Source organism: Ciceribacter ferrooxidans (genome assembly GCF_004137355.1).
Classification (GTDB): domain Bacteria; phylum Pseudomonadota; class Alphaproteobacteria; order Rhizobiales; family Rhizobiaceae; genus Allorhizobium; species Allorhizobium ferrooxidans.
The window spans coordinates 164,912-180,405 of record NZ_SDVB01000170.1; the positions used below are offsets into that span (position 1 = coordinate 164,912).

The following is a 15,494-nucleotide window of genomic DNA, read 5'->3' on the forward strand; positions in this document are numbered from 1 at the left end:
AATTGATGTAATAACATTACATATCGTTCGCAAGCTGGAGTCTCGAAATGAATCAAAGCCTCATCCGCGCGGCAGCATCGGCCGCCGCGCTGCTCGTCATGCCGTCCCTCGCCGCAGCCGAGGTCCGGGTCGTCGCCTCGGTCAAGCCGATCCATTCGCTGGTCGCCTCGATCATGCAAGGCGTCGGCGAGCCCGCACTCATCGTCGGCGGCGCCGCTTCCCCGCATACCTACTCGTTGAAGCCATCGGACGCGCAGAAGCTCGAAGATGCCGACGTCGTCTTCTGGATCGGGCACGATTTCGAAGCCTTTCTCGACAAGCCGCTCGAAGCACTGCCCGGCGACGCCAAGGTCGTCGCCCTGAGCGAAGCACGCGGGCTCGTCGAGCTTCCCTTCCGCGAGGGCGGCCCTTTCGAAGCCCATGACGACGGCGACCATGAGGGCCACGCGGCCGAGGCGGGTGGCGAGGCCGAACACCACGACGACCACGAGCACGGCGGCGTCGACATGCACCTGTGGCTCGATCCGATGAACGCCAAAGCAATGGCCGCCGAGATCAGCGATACCCTCGTTGCGGCCGACCCCGCGAACGCCGACATCTACCGGAAGAATACCGAAACGCTCGGCAAGCAGCTCGACGCGCTCGACAAGGAGATTGCCGCGGCCGTCGAACCGGTCAAGGACAAGCCCTTCGTCGTCTTCCATGACGCCTACCAGTATTTCGAAAACCGCTATCATGTCCACGTGGCCGGCTCCGTCACGGTCAGCCCCGAGACGATGCCGGGCGCCGAGCGCCTTTCGGCGATACACACCAAGATCGGCGAACTCGGCGCGGCCTGCGTCTTCGCGGAACCCCAGTTCGAACCGAAGCTGCTGAACGTCGTCACCGAAGGCACGACCGCAAGATCCGGCGTCCTCGATCCGGAGGGCGGGGCTCTCGCCGAAGGTCCGGCCCTCTATGGTGACCTCCTGCGCGCCATGGCAACCTCGCTCACCGAGTGCCTTTCCAAGTAATCCTATGAACCAGACGACGGCGGATGGCGACATCCGCCTTCTTCAGCCCTCGACTTGTTATAGTATTACGTTGCCACAAGCAGGACATCCGATGAACAAGCTCCCCGTTACCGTCCTTTCCGGCTTCCTCGGTGCCGGGAAGACCACTTTGCTCAATCATGTGCTCGGGAACCGCAGCAGCCTCAGGGTCGCGGTCATCGTCAACGACATGAGCGAGATCAATATCGATGCCGCGCTGGTGCGCGGCGGAGACGCCGCCCTTTCCCGCACCGACGAACAGCTCGTGGAGATGAGCAACGGCTGCATCTGCTGCACGCTGCGTGACGATCTTTTGACGGAGGTTCGTGATCTCGCGGCGCAGGGCCGCTTCGACTACCTGCTGATCGAGGCGACCGGCATCGCCGAGCCCTTGCCGATCGCCGCCACCTTCGACTTCCGCGGCGAGGACGGCAAGAGCCTCTCCGACGTCGCCCGGCTCGACACCATGGTCACCGTCGTCGATGCAGCGAACCTCCTGCGTGACTACAGCTCCTCCGACTTCCTCGTCGAGCGTGGCGAAGCGGCCGGCCCGGAGGATAATCGCACGATCGTCGACCTGCTGGTGGAACAGATCGAATTCGCCGATGTGATCGTGCTGAACAAGGTCTCGCTTGCGCGCGAACAGGACCGCGCCGCCGCGCGCAAGATCATCACCGGGCTCAATCCCGACGCCCGGATCATCGAGGCGGATTTCGGAGCGGTGGCGCCGGGCGACATTCTCGGAACCGGGCTCTTCGACTTCGCCCGGGCGGAAACGCATCCACTCTGGTTCAAGGAGCTGCACGGCTTCCGTGACCATGTGCCGGAGACAGAGGAATACGGCATCCGCTCCTTCGTCTACAAGGCGCGCACGCCCTTCGACCCAATGCGGTTTCAGGCTTTTCTCGACCGCCCATGGCCCGGGGTCATTCGCGCCAAGGGCTTCTTCTGGTTGGCAACCCGGCCGCACCATGTGGGCGAACTCAGCCATGCCGGACCGCTCGTCCGCACAGGCCGCAGGGGGCTGTGGTGGGCATCGGTGCCGCGCGAGCAATGGCCGGATGATCCGGAGTTTCTGCGGGCCATGACGCCCTATCTCGATCCCGTTTGGGGCGACCGCCGGCAGGAGCTCGTCTTCATCGGATGCGATCCGATGAGCGAGGAAGATATCCGCGCCGAGCTAGACAACTGTCTGGTCCCGGCGGACGGTTTCACGCCGGAGGTGTGGCGCAATCTTCCCGACCCCTTCGCCTCCTGGACGACGCGTGCATAGACGCATGCGGCGCCCCGTACGCCCGGCTCAGAGAGACGAGATGACACCCCTCTGCCGCAGGAGATCGAGAACGATGGCTGCCGCCGCCTCACCCGGCGCGGTCTCGGTCTTCATCCTGGCCCAGACTTCGTCGAAGCCCGCAAGCATGGCCTTGCGCTCGAGGGTGTCGGAGGAAAGGCGCTCCAGCCAGCGGACGAGTGGACCGGGCCGCACCGCGTCGTTCAGGTACTCCGGGACGACAGGATAGTCGGCGATGATGTTCGGCAGGGCTGCGGACCAGACCTTTATCCTGTTCCTCATGAGCGTGATCAGCCAGTCGGCCTTGTAGACGGAGACCACCGGCACACCGGCGAGCCCGAGCTCCAGGATCACCGTGCCGGACGCCGCAAGCGCGACGTCGGCCGCTTCGAAGGCTCGCCACTTCTCCTCCTCGCCGAGGAGGATCTCCGGCTTCACGGCCCACGTATCAGTAATTGCTCGGATCCGCTCCACCTGTTTCGGGACAGCCGGCAGCAGAAGACGGGCCGGGCCGTTGCGCTCGACGAACTGCTGGACGACTTCGCCGAAGATAGGCAGGAGCGTCACTACCTCCGCCTTGCGCGATCCCGGGAGGAGAAGAACCGTCCGTTCCGTCCCTTCGGCGGCAGTGCCCCTGGCGATGCGGGCGGCGCGGGTATTGAGGAGCTTAGGATAGGCCGTCAACCGGTGGCCAACGAAATGGGTTTCCGGGCCGCCGAGCCGCTCCATGACGTCGGGCTCGAAGGGCAGGATTGCGAGTACCCGATCGACGTAGGCGAGCATGTCGCGGGCGCGGTATTCCTTCCAGGCCCAGACGCTCGGGCAGACATAATCCACGACCGGCAGGTCGGGCAGTGCCTTGCGGACCTTCTTCGCCACGCGATGGGTGAAATCCGGGCTGTCGACGATCAAGAGCAGGTCGGGCCTTTCGGCGATGATCGCCTCGGCCGTCCATGAGATGAGTTTGATGAAGCGTGGGAGCCTTGCGAGAACCTGCGTCAGCCCCATCACCGACAGTTCGGAGAAGTCGAAGAGCGAGGTGAGCCCTTGCTCCCGCAACGCCTCCCCCCCCACACCGACCAGGTTCACCGGCCCCGGATACCGCATCTTGAGCGCCGCCACGAGATCGCCGCCCAGAAGATCGCCGGAGACCTCGCCCGCGATCACCGCGATCTTGAGGGCCTTCGCGCTCACATCATTCCTCCCGGCAGATCAAGATCGATCCCGCAGACGAAGATTCCGGCCGCGTCTGCAGCCTCCAGAACCGCCGCGCGCTCTATGACCAGCGCGCGACCCGCCTCGACGGCGATGCCGGCAAGTCCGGCCTTCGCGGCGTTCTCGACCGTCGATCGACCGATCGTCGGCAGGTCGGCCCGGATATCCTGCTGCGGTTTGCAGAGCTTCACAAGCACACCCTTGCGGTAGCTCGATATACGGCCCTCCGCGCGAAGCCGCGCCACACGCGCGAGCATGGCATCCGTGCCCTCGACCCCTTCCAACGCCACGATGCGGCCGCCGACGCTGACCGCGCCCTGCCCCACATCGAGCCGTCCGAGCGCCTCCGCAGCCTCGGCGGCGCGGGCGATATCGCGTATGTCGTCGCTCGATGGCTTTACGCTGCCGAGCGGCCCGGTTTCGGCCAGCAGATCGGGAGCAATTTCGTGGGCGCCGAGCACCTTGCAGCCCTGCGCCTCGATCAACGCGATGACCATCTTCAAGACAGCGTCGTCGCCTCCCGCAAGCAGGGTCTTCACTGCCATCGGCAGCTTCAGAAGCGAACGCAGGTTGACGTGGATGTCGCGAAAGGCCGGGCGGCGCTTGACGCCGCCGGAAAGCACTACGCGGCCGATGCCCTTCGCTTTCACGAGGCGGGAAAGCCCGGCCATGTCTCCGACACCGATTGCCGCACTGTCAAAACCGTTCCAGGTCTGGTCGGATTCGTTGCTGAGCCGGAAGATGAAGGGGTTCTCGCCCGCCTCTCGCGCAGCCTCTGCGACGAAATGAGGAAGCATGCCGCTGCCGGCAACGATCGCCAGCCGACCGTCATGCTTTCCGGCGGGGGCGGACATCGCCGTCAGTTCTTTCCGCGGAAGGGCGAGGAAAGCGCCCGGTCACTCTCGGCGGCGATGAAATCCAGGATCTCGATCACCTGCGGGCAATCGAGGTATTCCTCGCGAATGGCCGCCGCATTGGCGCGCGCGGAAGCTTCACCTTCGAATATCTGCTTGAAGGCGCGGCGAACCCGGTGAATGACCGAGCGCTCGATGCCGGCGCGCGTCATGCCGACGACGTTCAGACCGCCGAGCACGCCCGGGTTGCCGTTCAGCATCCCGTAGGGGATGACGTCGTAGCTGACCGCCGACAGCCCGCCGATGAAGGCGTGACGGCCAACGCGGGTGAACTGATGCACGGCCGAACCGCCCCCGAGGATCGCCCGATCCTCGACCGTGACATGGCCTGCAAGCATGACGTTGTTCGAGAGGATGATGTGATCGCCGAGTTGGCAGTCGTGAGCAACGTGCGAGTTGGCAAGGAACAGGTTGTTGTTGCCGACTACGGTCTTGCCACCGCCGCCGACCGTGCCCGCATTCATCGTCACGCCTTCGCGCATCGTGCAATTGTCGCCGATCGAAAGCGTGGTCTCCTCGCCCTCATGATGAATGCTCTGCGGCTCACCGCCGATGACGGCGCAAGGAAAGATGCGCGCATTGCGGCCTATCGTCGTAAGTCCTGTCACAGAAACATGCGAAAGCAGCTCGCATCCGTCGCCGAGCGTGACCTTCGGGCCGACATGGCAGAACGGGCCGATCTTCACATTCTCGCCGATAACCGCACCGTCTTCGACGACGGCGAGCGGATGGATGACGGCGCTTGCTGCGATGCCGCTCATTTACTGTCCTTGCGCATGATCATGGCGCCGATATCGGCCTCGGCCGCAAGTGCGCCGTCGACCTTGGCCTCGCAATGGAACTTCCAGATGTTGCCGCGCTGCTTCTGTTTCACGACATGGAATTCCACGCGATCGCCCGGCACGACGGGCTTGCGGAAACGGGCATTGTCGATCGTCATGAAGTAGACGAGATTGCCGCCCTCACCCTGCTTGCGTGCGCAGATCGCACCCGCCGTCTGCGCCATGCCCTCGACCAGCAGCACCCCCGGCATGATCGGGGCGTCCGGGAAGTGGCCGGTGAAATGCGGCTCATTCGCGGTCACGTTCTTGATGCCGATCGCGGAATTGTCGCCGTCGATCTCGATGATCCGGTCCACGAGCAGGAACGGATAGCGATGGGGCAACAGCTTCATGATCTCGAGGATATCCGCCGAACCCAATGTCGACTTCACGTCGTCAACCATTCTTGCCCCCTTTCTCCTTCGCGCGGCTGTCAGCCTGGCCGAGCGTTGCGGCCACTTCACGCAAATAATCCTTGAGCGGCCGTGCCGGCACGCCGCCATAGCGCTCGCCGGGCGGGACGTCTGCCAGCACACCGCTCATCGCCGCGATCTGTGCCCCGTCGCCGATCGTAATATGTCCGTTGACGCCACAGGCCCCGCCGAGCATCACCCCGTCGCCGATCTTCGCGCTGCCGGCAATGCCGACCTGGCTCACGATGCCGCAATGGCGTCCGATCCGCACGTTGTGACCGATCTGCACCAGATTGTCGATCTTCGTGCCTTCGCCGATGACCGTGTCGTCCATCGTGCCGCGGTCGATCGTCGTGTTCGCGCCGATTTCGACGTGATCCTGAATGATGACCCGTCCGACCTGAACAATCTTCAGCATGCCGCGCGGACCCGGCGCATAGCCGAAGCCATCCTGCCCAATGCGGGCACCGTTGTGGATGATGACGTTGTTGCCGATCAGCGCCGCGAGAATAGACGCTCCGGAGGAGATCGAACACTCGCGCCCGATGCGCACGTGCTCGCCGATGACCGCGCCGGCGCCGATCCGCGTTCCACTGCCAATCTCGACATGGGCGCCGATCACCGCCATCGGCTCGACGACAACGCCCGGCTCGAGCCTTGCCGTCGGATCGACGAACGCCGCCGGCGAAACGCCTTCCGCCTTTTCGGCCGTCGTCAACGGCCGCATCGCCTTCGGATGCAGGATTGCGCCCGCCATTGCAAAAGCGGTGTGCGGCGTCTTGCTCAGAAGGACGGGAATGTGATCGGGAACGAGAGAACGCAGCGCCCTGTCACACAGGATCGCGGACGCCTCGCAGGTCTGCAGCTCCTCGCGGTTCTTGCGCGAGAGAATGTAACAAATCTGCCCCCGTTTCGCCCTGTACACGGGCGAAACGGAGTGGATCAGTCGATCGGCGTGGTTCTCGTCTTCGAGTTCCGCCCCAATTTGCGCAGCCAACGAAGCGAGGCTTATGCCGTCATGGGGCGGAAAAAAATACTCATGCTCCATAAGCCATAGCCCCAGAACGTATTACTGCCTGCAGTCCGGGAGCACTCAACTCAGAACTGGTTCGCCATGCTGAAGCGGAAGTTCTGAACCTTGTCGAAGTCTTCCTTGACGACCGGGACGGCGTAGTCGAACCGCAGCGGACCGAAGGGCGACACCCAGACGATGCCGGCACCGACCGAGGCGCGCCAGGACATGTCGGTTCCGACAGCGCCGGCGCTGTTGGCCACGTCATTGCCGTAGAGCGTACCGGCGTCGGCGAAGACCGCGCCACGCAGGTTGAAGTCCTGCGGGATGCCCGGCATCGGGAAGCTCGCTTCAGCCGAAGCCGTGAAGTAGGTCGTGCCGCCGAGCGCATCGCCGTTCGCCATGCGCGGACCGATACCGCTGCTTTCGAAGCCGCGCAGGTCCTTGCCACCGATCATGAACTGGTCGAAGACCTTGAGCGATCCGTCGGTCGAGACTACGTGGCCACCACCGAGCGAGACCGAACCGATGATGTCCATCTCGTCGGACAGGCTGTGGAAGTAACGGAAGCGGCCATAGATCTTGTAGAAGTCGGAATCGCCGCCGAGGCCCGCATATTCCTGCGTGACGTTCAGGTACATGCCTTCACGCGCGATGATGCGGTCGTCCAGCGTGTTGTAGACCCAGGTATTGCCGATGATCGACTGCTTCCACGGGCTGCCGTCCACCAGATCCTGGTAGGGCGCCGAAAGGGCTGCGTAGTCCGAGCCGCTCGCGCTGTAATCGATCTCCTTGTAGGTGTACTTCAACGTCGTCGCCAGATCTTCGGTGATCGGCGCGGTCACACGAACGGTACCGCCCCGCTCGTCGTAATCATAGTTGTCATTGCTGCTGGTCGAGCTCTTGAAGAGATCGAAGCCGGCTGCGAGGCGGTAGCCGAGGAAATACGGCTCCGTGAAGGAGAAGTTGTAGCTACGGGCATCCTCGAAGCCGCCGCCGGCCGCCAGACGGATGAACTGGCCGCGACCGAGGAAGTTCTTTTCTTCGATCGACGCTTCGAGGACGAAGCCGTCACCGCCAACGGAGTAGCCGGCGCCGATACCGAACGAGCCGGTCGGCTGGTCTTCGACTTCCACGACGACGATGACGCGGTCTGGAGCACTGCCCGGCGCGGTCGAGATGTTGACCGTCGTGAAATAGCCGAGCGCTTCAAGCCTGCGCTTGGCAGCCGAGATGGTTTCCTGGTTGAAGGCATCGCCTTCGCTGATGTCGAACTCGCGGCGGATGACGTAGTCACGCGTGCGGGTGTTGCCACGGATCTCGATCCGCTCGACATAGGCGCGCTCGCCCTGATCGACGAGATAGGTCACGCCGATCGTATTGTTTTCGAAATTGCGGTCGCCGCGCGGAACGACGCGGGCAAACGGATAGCCTTCCGAAGAGACGCGACGGGAAATCGCCTCCATCGACTTCTGGACATCCTTGGCGCTGTAGGTGTCGCCGGTACGCGACTCGACATACCGCTTCAGCTCTTCGCCATCGACACCTTCGACGGTCGATTCAACACTGATGTCGCCGAACTTGTAGCGCTCGCCTTCTTCGACGGTCAGCGTGATCGTGTACTCGTTGCCTGCCTCGTTCAGAGACACATCCGAGGAAACGACGCGGAAGTCGGCATAGCCGTGATTGTAGTAGAACTGGCGCAGCGCCTCTTCGTCGGCGCGCAGCTTGTCCTCGTTGTAGACGTCCCGACGGGTCAGGAACGACAGCATGTTCGAGCGCTTCGTCTGGATCACCGCAGCAAGGCGACCGTCGCTGTAGGCCTGGTTGCCGACGAAGTTGATCTGCGAAATCTTGGTGCGCTCGCCCTCGTTGATCACGAAGGCAAGATTGACGCGACCGTCGCCCACTTCGGCGACCTGCGTGGTCACCTCGACGTCGCTGCGACCGATCGCGGAATAGGCTTCCTTGATGCGCTCGATGTCGGCAGCGATCAGGCTCTCGCTGTAGGGACCGAGCGGCTGCGTCTGCACGGCCGTCTGTAGCTTGTCGTCCTTGATCTTGCGGTTACCATTGAAGACCACCTGGTTCACCAGCTTGTTTTCCACGACGGAAACCACAAGCGTGCCGCCAGAAACGGAAATCCGCACGTCGGAGAAGAATCCGGTCTCGTAAAGGCGCTTCACGGACTCGTCGATATCCGCATTCGAGAAGCTCTTGCCGGGCTTGATGGTGATGTTGGAACGCACGGCTTCGACACCGACACGCTGGGCACCCCGGACATCGATACGCTGAATGACCGCCGCTTCAGCGACAACCGCCGATGCGAGAAAGGCGATACCTGCGCCAGATGAAACAACACCAGCAGACAACGCGACCGCCGATACTGCGTTCAAAAACTTTGAACCAGCCTTCATGTGTATTTCCAACCTTCTTCCCAATGTCCCGCAGCCGTATGCCGACTCCGGCCCGTGAGTGGTTTTAACGGGTTTTACCCTACAAGCAAGTGTGGACGTTAATTTCTATTTACTTCGTTTGAATCCGTGACCCAATCGCCACTACGAGTTTGAATCATCGTAAACAAATCGTATCGCACCTTTCAAGACGGCCCTCATCCGATCAGCCGGCTGATGTCGTTCCACGTCGCGAAAACCATCAGTGACAAGATCATCGCCAAACCGATCCGGAAGGCAATTTCCTGGGCCGCCGCCCCGACCGGTTTCCCGCGCAGGGCCTCAAGCGCGTAGAGCACCAGATGGCCTCCGTCAAGGACCGGAACTGGCATCAAATTCAATAGTCCAAGAGAAACGGACAAGACCGCCGCGAGGTTGAGGAGAGCCAGAACGCCGAGAGTGGCCATCTGGCCGGACGCCTGTACCACACGGACCGGCCCGCCGAGCTGGTCGGCATTCATCCGCCCGGCGAACATGTTCCCGATATAGTCGACGGTTCCGGTAACGATGTGCCAGGTCTGGCGGAAGCCCTCGCCCACCGCCTGCAGCGGCGACAGCGGCTCGATGCGGAAATTGCCGCTGTCCTTGTTGGTGACGATGCCGATCTGGCCGACTTCCATCTTGTTGCCGAAGCGGTCGGTCGTCACCGTCCGGCGCGGCACCATTTCGAGATCGAGGAGGTTCTCGCCACGCTTGACGGTCACGACGACCGGGATTTCCGGCCGCATGGTGATATAGCGCACGACGTCGTCGAACGTTTCGACCTTGGAGCCGTCGAGCGAGATCAGCAGGTCGCCCGGCCTGACCCCCGCCGCCTCGGCTGCACTCTCCGCCTTGACTTCGGCGACCACCGGATCGGCGACCGGCTTGCCGTAGGCGCCGAAGATCGCCGCAAAGATCACGATCGCGAGCACGAAATTGGCGATCGGACCGGCGGCGACGGTAATCGCACGCTTCCACAACCGCGCACCGGCGAGCGTCTGTTCGCGCTCCGCCGGGCTCAAGCCTTCCAGCTCTCCGCCCGGACGGCTTGCCGCATCCGCATCGCCGAAGAACCGGACATAGCCGCCGAGGGGGATCGCGGAAATCTTCCAGCGCGTACCGTGCTTGTCGGTATAGCCCACGAGTTCCGGCCCGAAGCCGACGGAAAAGGCGAGAATGCGGATGCCGGACCAGCGCCCGGCGAGATAGTGCCCCATTTCATGCACGAAAACGAGCAGGGACAGGATGATCACATAGGGCAGGATATAGCCCGTGAGAAATCCGAAAAATGCCGTGATCTGATCCATTTCCGCTCCCTTTGATGGTTTGCGTCAGAGGCCGAGCAGGAAGCCGCCGAGCGAGTCTATTCCGGCGCCGGTGACCGCCGAATAGCCGACAGCCAGAAGGAAAGCCGAAAAACAGGCAAAAACAAGTCCGTCGACGCGGTCCATGATGCCGCCGTGTCCCGGAATGATCCGTCCGGAATCCTTCACGCCGAAGCGACGCTTTATGAAGGACTCGAAGAGGTCCCCGATCTGGCTCGACACCGAGAGCGCAAAGGCGACGGCCGGCACCCACAGCGCGACGCTCTGGAAATAGGCGAGCGCGACGGCAATCCCACCGGCAACACCCGCAACCGTGCCGCCGATGGCACCGGACCACGTCTTGCCGGGCGATATTTTGGGCGCGAGCTTTGGTCCGCCGAGCGCCCGGCCGACGAAATAGGCGAGAATATCCGTACCCCAGACGACTGCGAAGACGAAGAGCATGGCCGTGAAGCCCAGCGAATCCTCGCCGCGGATCGCCGACAGCGAGATTGCGCTCAGGCCCGCATAGAAGATGCCGCCGGGCTGCCACCAGCTCCAGCGCCCTGCGATTGCCGGCAGTGCAGCCGTCAGCACCAGGCCGGCAAAGAGCGGAACCGCCATCTCGCCCGAGGTCAGCAGCAGCGTCGCCGTGACCGCCACGACGGAGAACCATCCCCAGGCGTTGCCGCGCACGCTCTTTTCTGCGAGCCCTGTTATCATCGACCACTCATAATAGACAAGCAGGCCGATCACCGAGGCGACGATGCGAAACGCCAGACCTCCGATCCAGGTCGCGGCCAGCACGATCGCGGCAAGGACGATTGCCGAATAAATGCGAAGACGGAGTTCTTGGGCCATCGTTACGAGCTCACAGCCACGGGCGTGGCCGACAGCCCACCAAATCGCCGGTCGCGCGCCGCATAGCGATCAAGTGCCGAAAAGAAGATTTCACGGGTGAAATCGGGCCAGTATTCCGGCACGAACATCAGCTCCGCATAAGCCGCCTGCCACAGCAGAAAATTGGAGAGTCGCTCCTCGCCGCTGGTGCGGATGACGAGGTCCGGATCCGGAATGCCGGCAGTATCCAGCCTATCGTTGATCATCTGCGCGTCGATGTCCGACGGCTGTAGGCGGCCGGTCTGGACGTCCGCGGCGATTGCTGCGCAAGCTCGCGCGATCTCGTCGCGGGAGCCGTAGTTGAACGCGATGATCAAGGTCAGCGCACCATTGGCGCGCGTCGTCTCTTCCGCCTCGAGGAGGAGCATGCGGATGTCGTCGCGCAGGTGCACGCGGTCGCCGATCACCCGGATGCGGACACCCTTGCGATGAAGTTCCGCAAGGTCGCGCTGGACGAAAGTCTTCAGGAGGCCGAACAGATCGTTGACCTCGGCCTGCGGACGCCGCCAGTTCTCCGAGGAAAAGGCGAAAAGGGTCAGATACTTGATCTCCGCATCAGCGGCTGCCTGAACGACCTCCCGGACCGCCTCAACCCCCTTGCGGTGGCCGACCGCCCGCGGCAGACCGCGTGCGTTTGCCCAGCGGCCGTTGCCATCCATGATGATCGCAACATGCTGCGGGGCAGCGCGGCTCTCGGATGTGGACATGTTCGATCCGGTTCTCCGTTCGGCAGGACGACAGGGACGCGCCCGGCGCCCCTCAGACCTGCATGATTTCCTTTTCCTTCTCCGCGAGCAAGCGGTCGACCTCAGAAATAGTATCGTCGGTCATCTTTTGCACTCTGTCCGACTGCGCGCGACTCTCGTCCTGACCGATAACGCCGTCCTTCTCGGCCTTTTTAAGGCCGTCCATGCCGTCGCGGCGCACATGGCGAACGGCGACCTTCGCCTTCTCGGCGTAGTCGTGGGCAATCTTGACCAGCGACTTACGGCGTTCTTCGTTCAATTCCGGCAGCGGAATGCGCAGGTTCTGGCCGTCAATGATCGGATTGAGGCCGAGATTCGACTCGCGGATTGCCCGGTCGACGGCACCGACCATCGACTTGTCCCAGACGGATACGCCGAGCATGCGCGGTTCCGGGACGGTGATGTTGGCCACCTGATTGAGGGGCACCCGCGAGCCGTAGGCTTCGACCTGGACCGGATCGAGCAGGTTGGACGACGCGCGGCCGGTGCGCAGCGACGCGATATCGTGCTTGAACGCGTTGATCGCGCCTTCCATTCGGCGCTTCAGATCGTTGAGATCAACCTCTGCAGTCATGATGATGCTCCTGTAGTCGAAATGGCCGGCGGCCTGGAGAAAGAATGCCCCGGCGTTTCAGGTATCGGAAACGACCGTCTTCCTGCCGCCACCGGCGAGGATGTCACGGAACCCGCCCTTTTCGTGGATGGAGAAGACGATGATCGGAATGTGGTTCTCGCGTGCCAGGGCGACGGCAGCGACGTCCATCACTGCCAGACCCTTCTGGAGAACTTCGTCATGGGTGAGCTTTTCGAAGCGGGTGGCCGTCGGCTCCTTCTTCGGATCGGCCGAGTAGATGCCGTCCACCTGCGTTCCCTTGAAGATCGCCTCGGCGCCCATCTCGGCGGCGCGGAGTGCGGCTGCCGAATCGGTCGTGAAGAAGGGATTGCCGGTGCCGCCCGCGAAGATCACGACGCGGCCGAGCGAGAGATGGTAGAGCGTCGCGCGCTGCGAGAAGCTTTCGCAGATTTCCGGCATGGCGATCGCCGAAAGCACCACCGTGTCGATGTCGAGCTTGCGCAGCGAGGTTGCGAGCGCCAGAGCGTTGATGACAGTCGCGAGCATGCCCATATGGTCGCCGGTCACCCGGTCACCACCCTTCGAGGCCACTGCGACACCGCGGAAGATGTTGCCTCCGCCGACCACGACGCCGACTTCCACACCCATGGCCCGCGCTTCGGCGATATCGGAGGCGATGCGGTCCGCGACCGCCACGTCGATACCAAAACCCTGGCTGCCCATCAGGGCTTCGCCCGAGGCCTTCAGAAGAACGCGTTTGTAGAGAGGTGCGGAAGACATGATCGCTCCTTGAATGACTAGATGCCGGATACACGAAGGGCATCGCGTTGTCACGCGATGCCCATGTTTTTCCCAATGAAGGACGAAAGAGCCGATCAGCCCTTGGCAGCGGCTGCGACTTCGGCGGCGAAGTCGGTCGCTTCCTTCTCGACGCCTTCGCCGAGCAGCAGGCGAGCCATGCCCGTGACTTCGATCGGAGCGCCGACTTCCTTCTCGGCTTCCTTGATCGCAGCGCCGACCGTCAGGTCGGGATTGATGACGAAGGCCTGCGAGAGCAGCGCGACTTCTTCGAAGAACTTGCGCATGCGGCCTTCGACCATCTTCTCGATGATGTTGTCCGGCTTGCCGGAAGCGCGCGACTGCTCGATGAAGACGTTGCGTTCGCGTTCGGCGACAGCGGCGTCGACTTCCTCGGCACGGATGGCGAGCGGGTTGGTGGCGGCGATGTGCATGGCGACCTGGCGGCCGATAGCGTTCAGGGCATCCTTGTTGCCGGTCGACTTCAGCGCGACCAGCACGCCGAGCTTGCCGAGGCCGTCGGCGACGGCGTTGTGGATGTAGGTGGCGACGACGCCGTCTTCGACGGAGAGCAGGGTCGCGCGACGCAGCGTCATGTTTTCGCCGATCGTGGCGATCGCATCCTTCAGGCTTTCAGCGACGGACTTGCCGGTTGCCGGGTAGGTGGCGGCGGCAATCGCGTCAACCGAGCCGTCGGTCGAAAGCGCAACGCCGGCAACGCCGCGAACGAGGTCCTGGAAGGCGTCGTTGCGGGCGACGAAGTCGGTCTCGGAGTTGATTTCGACGACGACGGCCTTGGTGCCGGCGCCGGCGATGCCGACGAGACCTTCCGCTGCGGTACGGCCGGACTTCTTGTCGGCCTTCGCGATGCCCTTGGCGCGCAGCCAGTCGATCGCGGCTTCCATGTCGCCGTTGGTCTCGGCGAGCGCCTTCTTGCAATCCATCATGCCTGCGCCGGTCTTTTCGCGCAGTTCCTTCACCATTGCAGCAGTGATCTCGGTCATTGTTTGCCTCTTGTCGGTTCAAGCGGTGCGCCCGCCCCCGAAACGACGGAAGGCGCCCTGTTTGGGGCACGAACTGTACCCGGAAGTATGACAACGTGATGAAGCAGCGCCATCACGATAATAAACTCTGGTGACTATCGCGGCGGCGAGTTCGAAAGGTCCGCGCCGCAAAGGAACAGGCCGCCAACAGCATCGCTGAGAGCGGCCCCGTCCCGTATCAGGAAAACGCAGCGAAGACCGAAAAGGCTCCGCCGCTCGCCATCGTCAGGCGCCGGCTTCGTCTTCGAGCGCCGGCTCGATCGGGGCTTCGGCAGAGGCGCCGATGTCACGACCGGAGGCACCCTGCTGACGTGCGATACCGTCGATCGCCGCGCGGGCGATCAGGTCGCAGTAGAGAGCAATGGCGCGCGAGGCGTCGTCGTTGCCGGGGATCGCGTAGTCGATCTGGTCCGGATCGCAGTTCGAGTCGATGATGGCAACGACCGGGATACCCAGGCGCTTGGCTTCATCGATTGCGATCTTTTCCTTGTTGGTGTCGATGATGAACATCAGGTCCGGGGTGCCGCCCATATCGCGGATACCGCCGAGAGCCTTGTTCAGCTTTTCGCGTTCGCGCTCGAGGTTGAGGCGTTCCTTCTTCGAATAGCCCTGGGCTTCCGAAGCAAGGATCTCGTCGAGCTTGCGCAGGCGAGCGATCGAGTTCGAAATGGTCTTCCAGTTGGTCAGCATGCCGCCGAGCCAGCGGGAGTTGACGTAGTACTGGGCCGAACGCTTGGCGCTGTCGGCGATCAGGTCGGAAGCCTGACGCTTGGTGCCGACGAACAACACGCGACCGCCGCGGGCGACGGTGTCGGAAACGACCTGCAGGGCGCGCGAAAGCATCGGCACGGTCTGCGCGAGGTCGATGATGTGGATGTTGTTACGATCGCCGAAGATGTACGGCTTCATCTTCGGGTTCCAGCGGTGGGTCTGGTGGCCGAAGTGAACACCAGCTTCCAGAAGCTGGCGCATGCTGAAATCAGGCAATGCCATGCCT

15 protein-coding genes are annotated in these 15,494 nt (G+C 63.0%); 2 read left to right on the plus strand and 13 right to left on the minus strand.

From position 1 onward, the window contains the following. The first annotated feature begins 47 nt into the window (after positions 1-47). Both znuA and EUU22_RS05140 read left to right on the plus strand, forming a co-directional pair. A complete protein-coding gene (gene znuA, locus EUU22_RS05135; protein WP_129330989.1) occupies positions 48-1,013 on the plus strand; it encodes a zinc ABC transporter substrate-binding protein ZnuA in 966 nt (321 codons plus the stop codon). 91 nt (positions 1,014-1,104) lie between these two features. Beyond that, complete coding sequence (locus tag EUU22_RS05140) at positions 1,105-2,304, plus strand: GTP-binding protein (RefSeq protein ID WP_129330990.1); 1,200 nt, start codon at positions 1,105-1,107, stop codon at positions 2,302-2,304. A 27-nt stretch (positions 2,305-2,331) separates the two neighbouring features. On the opposite strand, the gene lpxB is transcribed toward EUU22_RS05140, so the two are convergent. The 13 genes from lpxB to rpsB form a co-directional block, all read right to left on the minus strand. Continuing rightward, positions 2,332-3,516 carry a lipid-A-disaccharide synthase gene (gene lpxB / locus EUU22_RS05145; protein ID WP_129330991.1) on the minus strand — a complete coding sequence of 395 codons (1,185 nt, stop codon included), beginning with the start codon at positions 3,514-3,516 and terminating at the stop codon, positions 2,332-2,334. Beyond that, positions 3,513-4,391, minus strand: a complete 879-nt coding sequence (locus tag EUU22_RS05150) for an LpxI family protein (RefSeq protein ID WP_129330992.1) — start codon at positions 4,389-4,391, stop codon at positions 3,513-3,515. The genes lpxB and EUU22_RS05150 overlap by 4 nt, the downstream gene beginning before the upstream one ends. A 5-nt stretch (positions 4,392-4,396) precedes the next feature. Then, positions 4,397-5,212 (minus strand): acyl-ACP--UDP-N-acetylglucosamine O-acyltransferase, encoded by an 816-nt coding sequence (lpxA, locus tag EUU22_RS05155; RefSeq protein ID WP_129330993.1) that lies wholly within the window; start codon positions 5,210-5,212, stop codon positions 4,397-4,399. Further along, positions 5,209-5,676: a 3-hydroxyacyl-ACP dehydratase FabZ gene (gene fabZ, locus EUU22_RS05160; protein ID WP_129330994.1), complete on the minus strand. Its 468-nt coding sequence runs from the start codon at positions 5,674-5,676 to the stop codon at positions 5,209-5,211. Before fabZ ends, lpxA begins: the two co-directional genes overlap by 4 nt. Further along, positions 5,669-6,733 (minus strand): UDP-3-O-(3-hydroxymyristoyl)glucosamine N-acyltransferase, encoded by a 1,065-nt coding sequence (gene lpxD / locus EUU22_RS05165; protein ID WP_129330995.1) that lies wholly within the window; start codon positions 6,731-6,733, stop codon positions 5,669-5,671. Before lpxD ends, fabZ begins: the two co-directional genes overlap by 8 nt. Before the next feature lie 50 nt (positions 6,734-6,783). After that, complete coding sequence (bamA, locus tag EUU22_RS05170; RefSeq protein ID WP_129330996.1) at positions 6,784-9,114, minus strand: outer membrane protein assembly factor BamA; 2,331 nt, start codon at positions 9,112-9,114, stop codon at positions 6,784-6,786. A 194-nt stretch (positions 9,115-9,308) separates the two neighbouring features. Continuing rightward, the gene (gene rseP, locus EUU22_RS05175) at positions 9,309-10,439 is read right to left on the minus strand and encodes an RIP metalloprotease RseP (protein ID WP_129330997.1); all 1,131 of its coding nucleotides are present in this window, start codon (positions 10,437-10,439) and stop codon (positions 9,309-9,311) included. Positions 10,440-10,463: 24 nt separating this feature from the next. After that, positions 10,464-11,297 carry a phosphatidate cytidylyltransferase gene (locus EUU22_RS05180; RefSeq protein WP_129330998.1) on the minus strand — a complete coding sequence of 278 codons (834 nt, stop codon included), beginning with the start codon at positions 11,295-11,297 and terminating at the stop codon, positions 10,464-10,466. A gap of 2 nt (positions 11,298-11,299) precedes the next feature. Continuing rightward, positions 11,300-12,043 (minus strand): isoprenyl transferase, encoded by a 744-nt coding sequence (locus EUU22_RS05185; RefSeq protein ID WP_129330999.1) that lies wholly within the window; start codon positions 12,041-12,043, stop codon positions 11,300-11,302. Between the two features lie 52 nt (positions 12,044-12,095). Beyond that, positions 12,096-12,656 (minus strand): ribosome recycling factor, encoded by a 561-nt coding sequence (frr, locus tag EUU22_RS05190; RefSeq protein WP_129331000.1) that lies wholly within the window; start codon positions 12,654-12,656, stop codon positions 12,096-12,098. 57 nt (positions 12,657-12,713) lie between these two features. Beyond that, positions 12,714-13,436 (minus strand): UMP kinase, encoded by a 723-nt coding sequence (pyrH, locus tag EUU22_RS05195; protein WP_129331001.1) that lies wholly within the window; start codon positions 13,434-13,436, stop codon positions 12,714-12,716. 95 nt (positions 13,437-13,531) lie between these two features. Further along, positions 13,532-14,458, minus strand: coding sequence for a translation elongation factor Ts (tsf, locus tag EUU22_RS05200; RefSeq protein WP_129331002.1), 927 nt, complete (start codon positions 14,456-14,458; stop codon positions 13,532-13,534). Between the two features lie 264 nt (positions 14,459-14,722). Beyond that, a complete protein-coding gene (rpsB, locus tag EUU22_RS05205; protein WP_112689767.1) occupies positions 14,723-15,490 on the minus strand; it encodes a 30S ribosomal protein S2 in 768 nt (255 codons plus the stop codon). Positions 15,491-15,494 lie beyond the last annotated feature (4 nt).

Bases quoted from the DNA above. Each gene is read 5' to 3' on its own strand.
- znuA (WP_129330989.1), top strand. From the start codon at position 48: ATGAATCAAAGCCTCATCCGCGCGGCAGCATCGGCCGCCGCGCTGCTC.
- EUU22_RS05140 (WP_129330990.1), top strand. From the start codon at position 1,105: ATGAACAAGCTCCCCGTTACCGTCCTTTCCGGCTTCCTCGGTGCCGGG.
- EUU22_RS05150 (WP_129330992.1), bottom strand. From the start codon at position 4,391: ATGTCCGCCCCCGCCGGAAAGCATGACGGTCGGCTGGCGATCGTTGCC.
- lpxA (WP_129330993.1), bottom strand. From the start codon at position 5,212: ATGAGCGGCATCGCAGCAAGCGCCGTCATCCATCCGCTCGCCGTCGTC.
- fabZ (WP_129330994.1), bottom strand. From the start codon at position 5,676: ATGGTTGACGACGTGAAGTCGACATTGGGTTCGGCGGATATCCTCGAG.
- lpxD (WP_129330995.1), bottom strand. From the start codon at position 6,733: ATGGAGCATGAGTATTTTTTTCCGCCCCATGACGGCATAAGCCTCGCT.
- bamA (WP_129330996.1), bottom strand. From the start codon at position 9,114: ATGAAGGCTGGTTCAAAGTTTTTGAACGCAGTATCGGCGGTCGCGTTG.
- rseP (WP_129330997.1), bottom strand. From the start codon at position 10,439: ATGGATCAGATCACGGCATTTTTCGGATTTCTCACGGGCTATATCCTG.
- EUU22_RS05180 (WP_129330998.1), bottom strand. From the start codon at position 11,297: ATGGCCCAAGAACTCCGTCTTCGCATTTATTCGGCAATCGTCCTTGCC.
- EUU22_RS05185 (WP_129330999.1), bottom strand. From the start codon at position 12,043: ATGTCCACATCCGAGAGCCGCGCTGCCCCGCAGCATGTTGCGATCATC.
- frr (WP_129331000.1), bottom strand. From the start codon at position 12,656: ATGACTGCAGAGGTTGATCTCAACGATCTGAAGCGCCGAATGGAAGGC.
- pyrH (WP_129331001.1), bottom strand. From the start codon at position 13,436: ATGTCTTCCGCACCTCTCTACAAACGCGTTCTTCTGAAGGCCTCGGGC.
- tsf (WP_129331002.1), bottom strand. From the start codon at position 14,458: ATGACCGAGATCACTGCTGCAATGGTGAAGGAACTGCGCGAAAAGACC.
- rpsB (WP_112689767.1), bottom strand. From the start codon at position 15,490: ATGGCATTGCCTGATTTCAGCATGCGCCAGCTTCTGGAAGCTGGTGTT.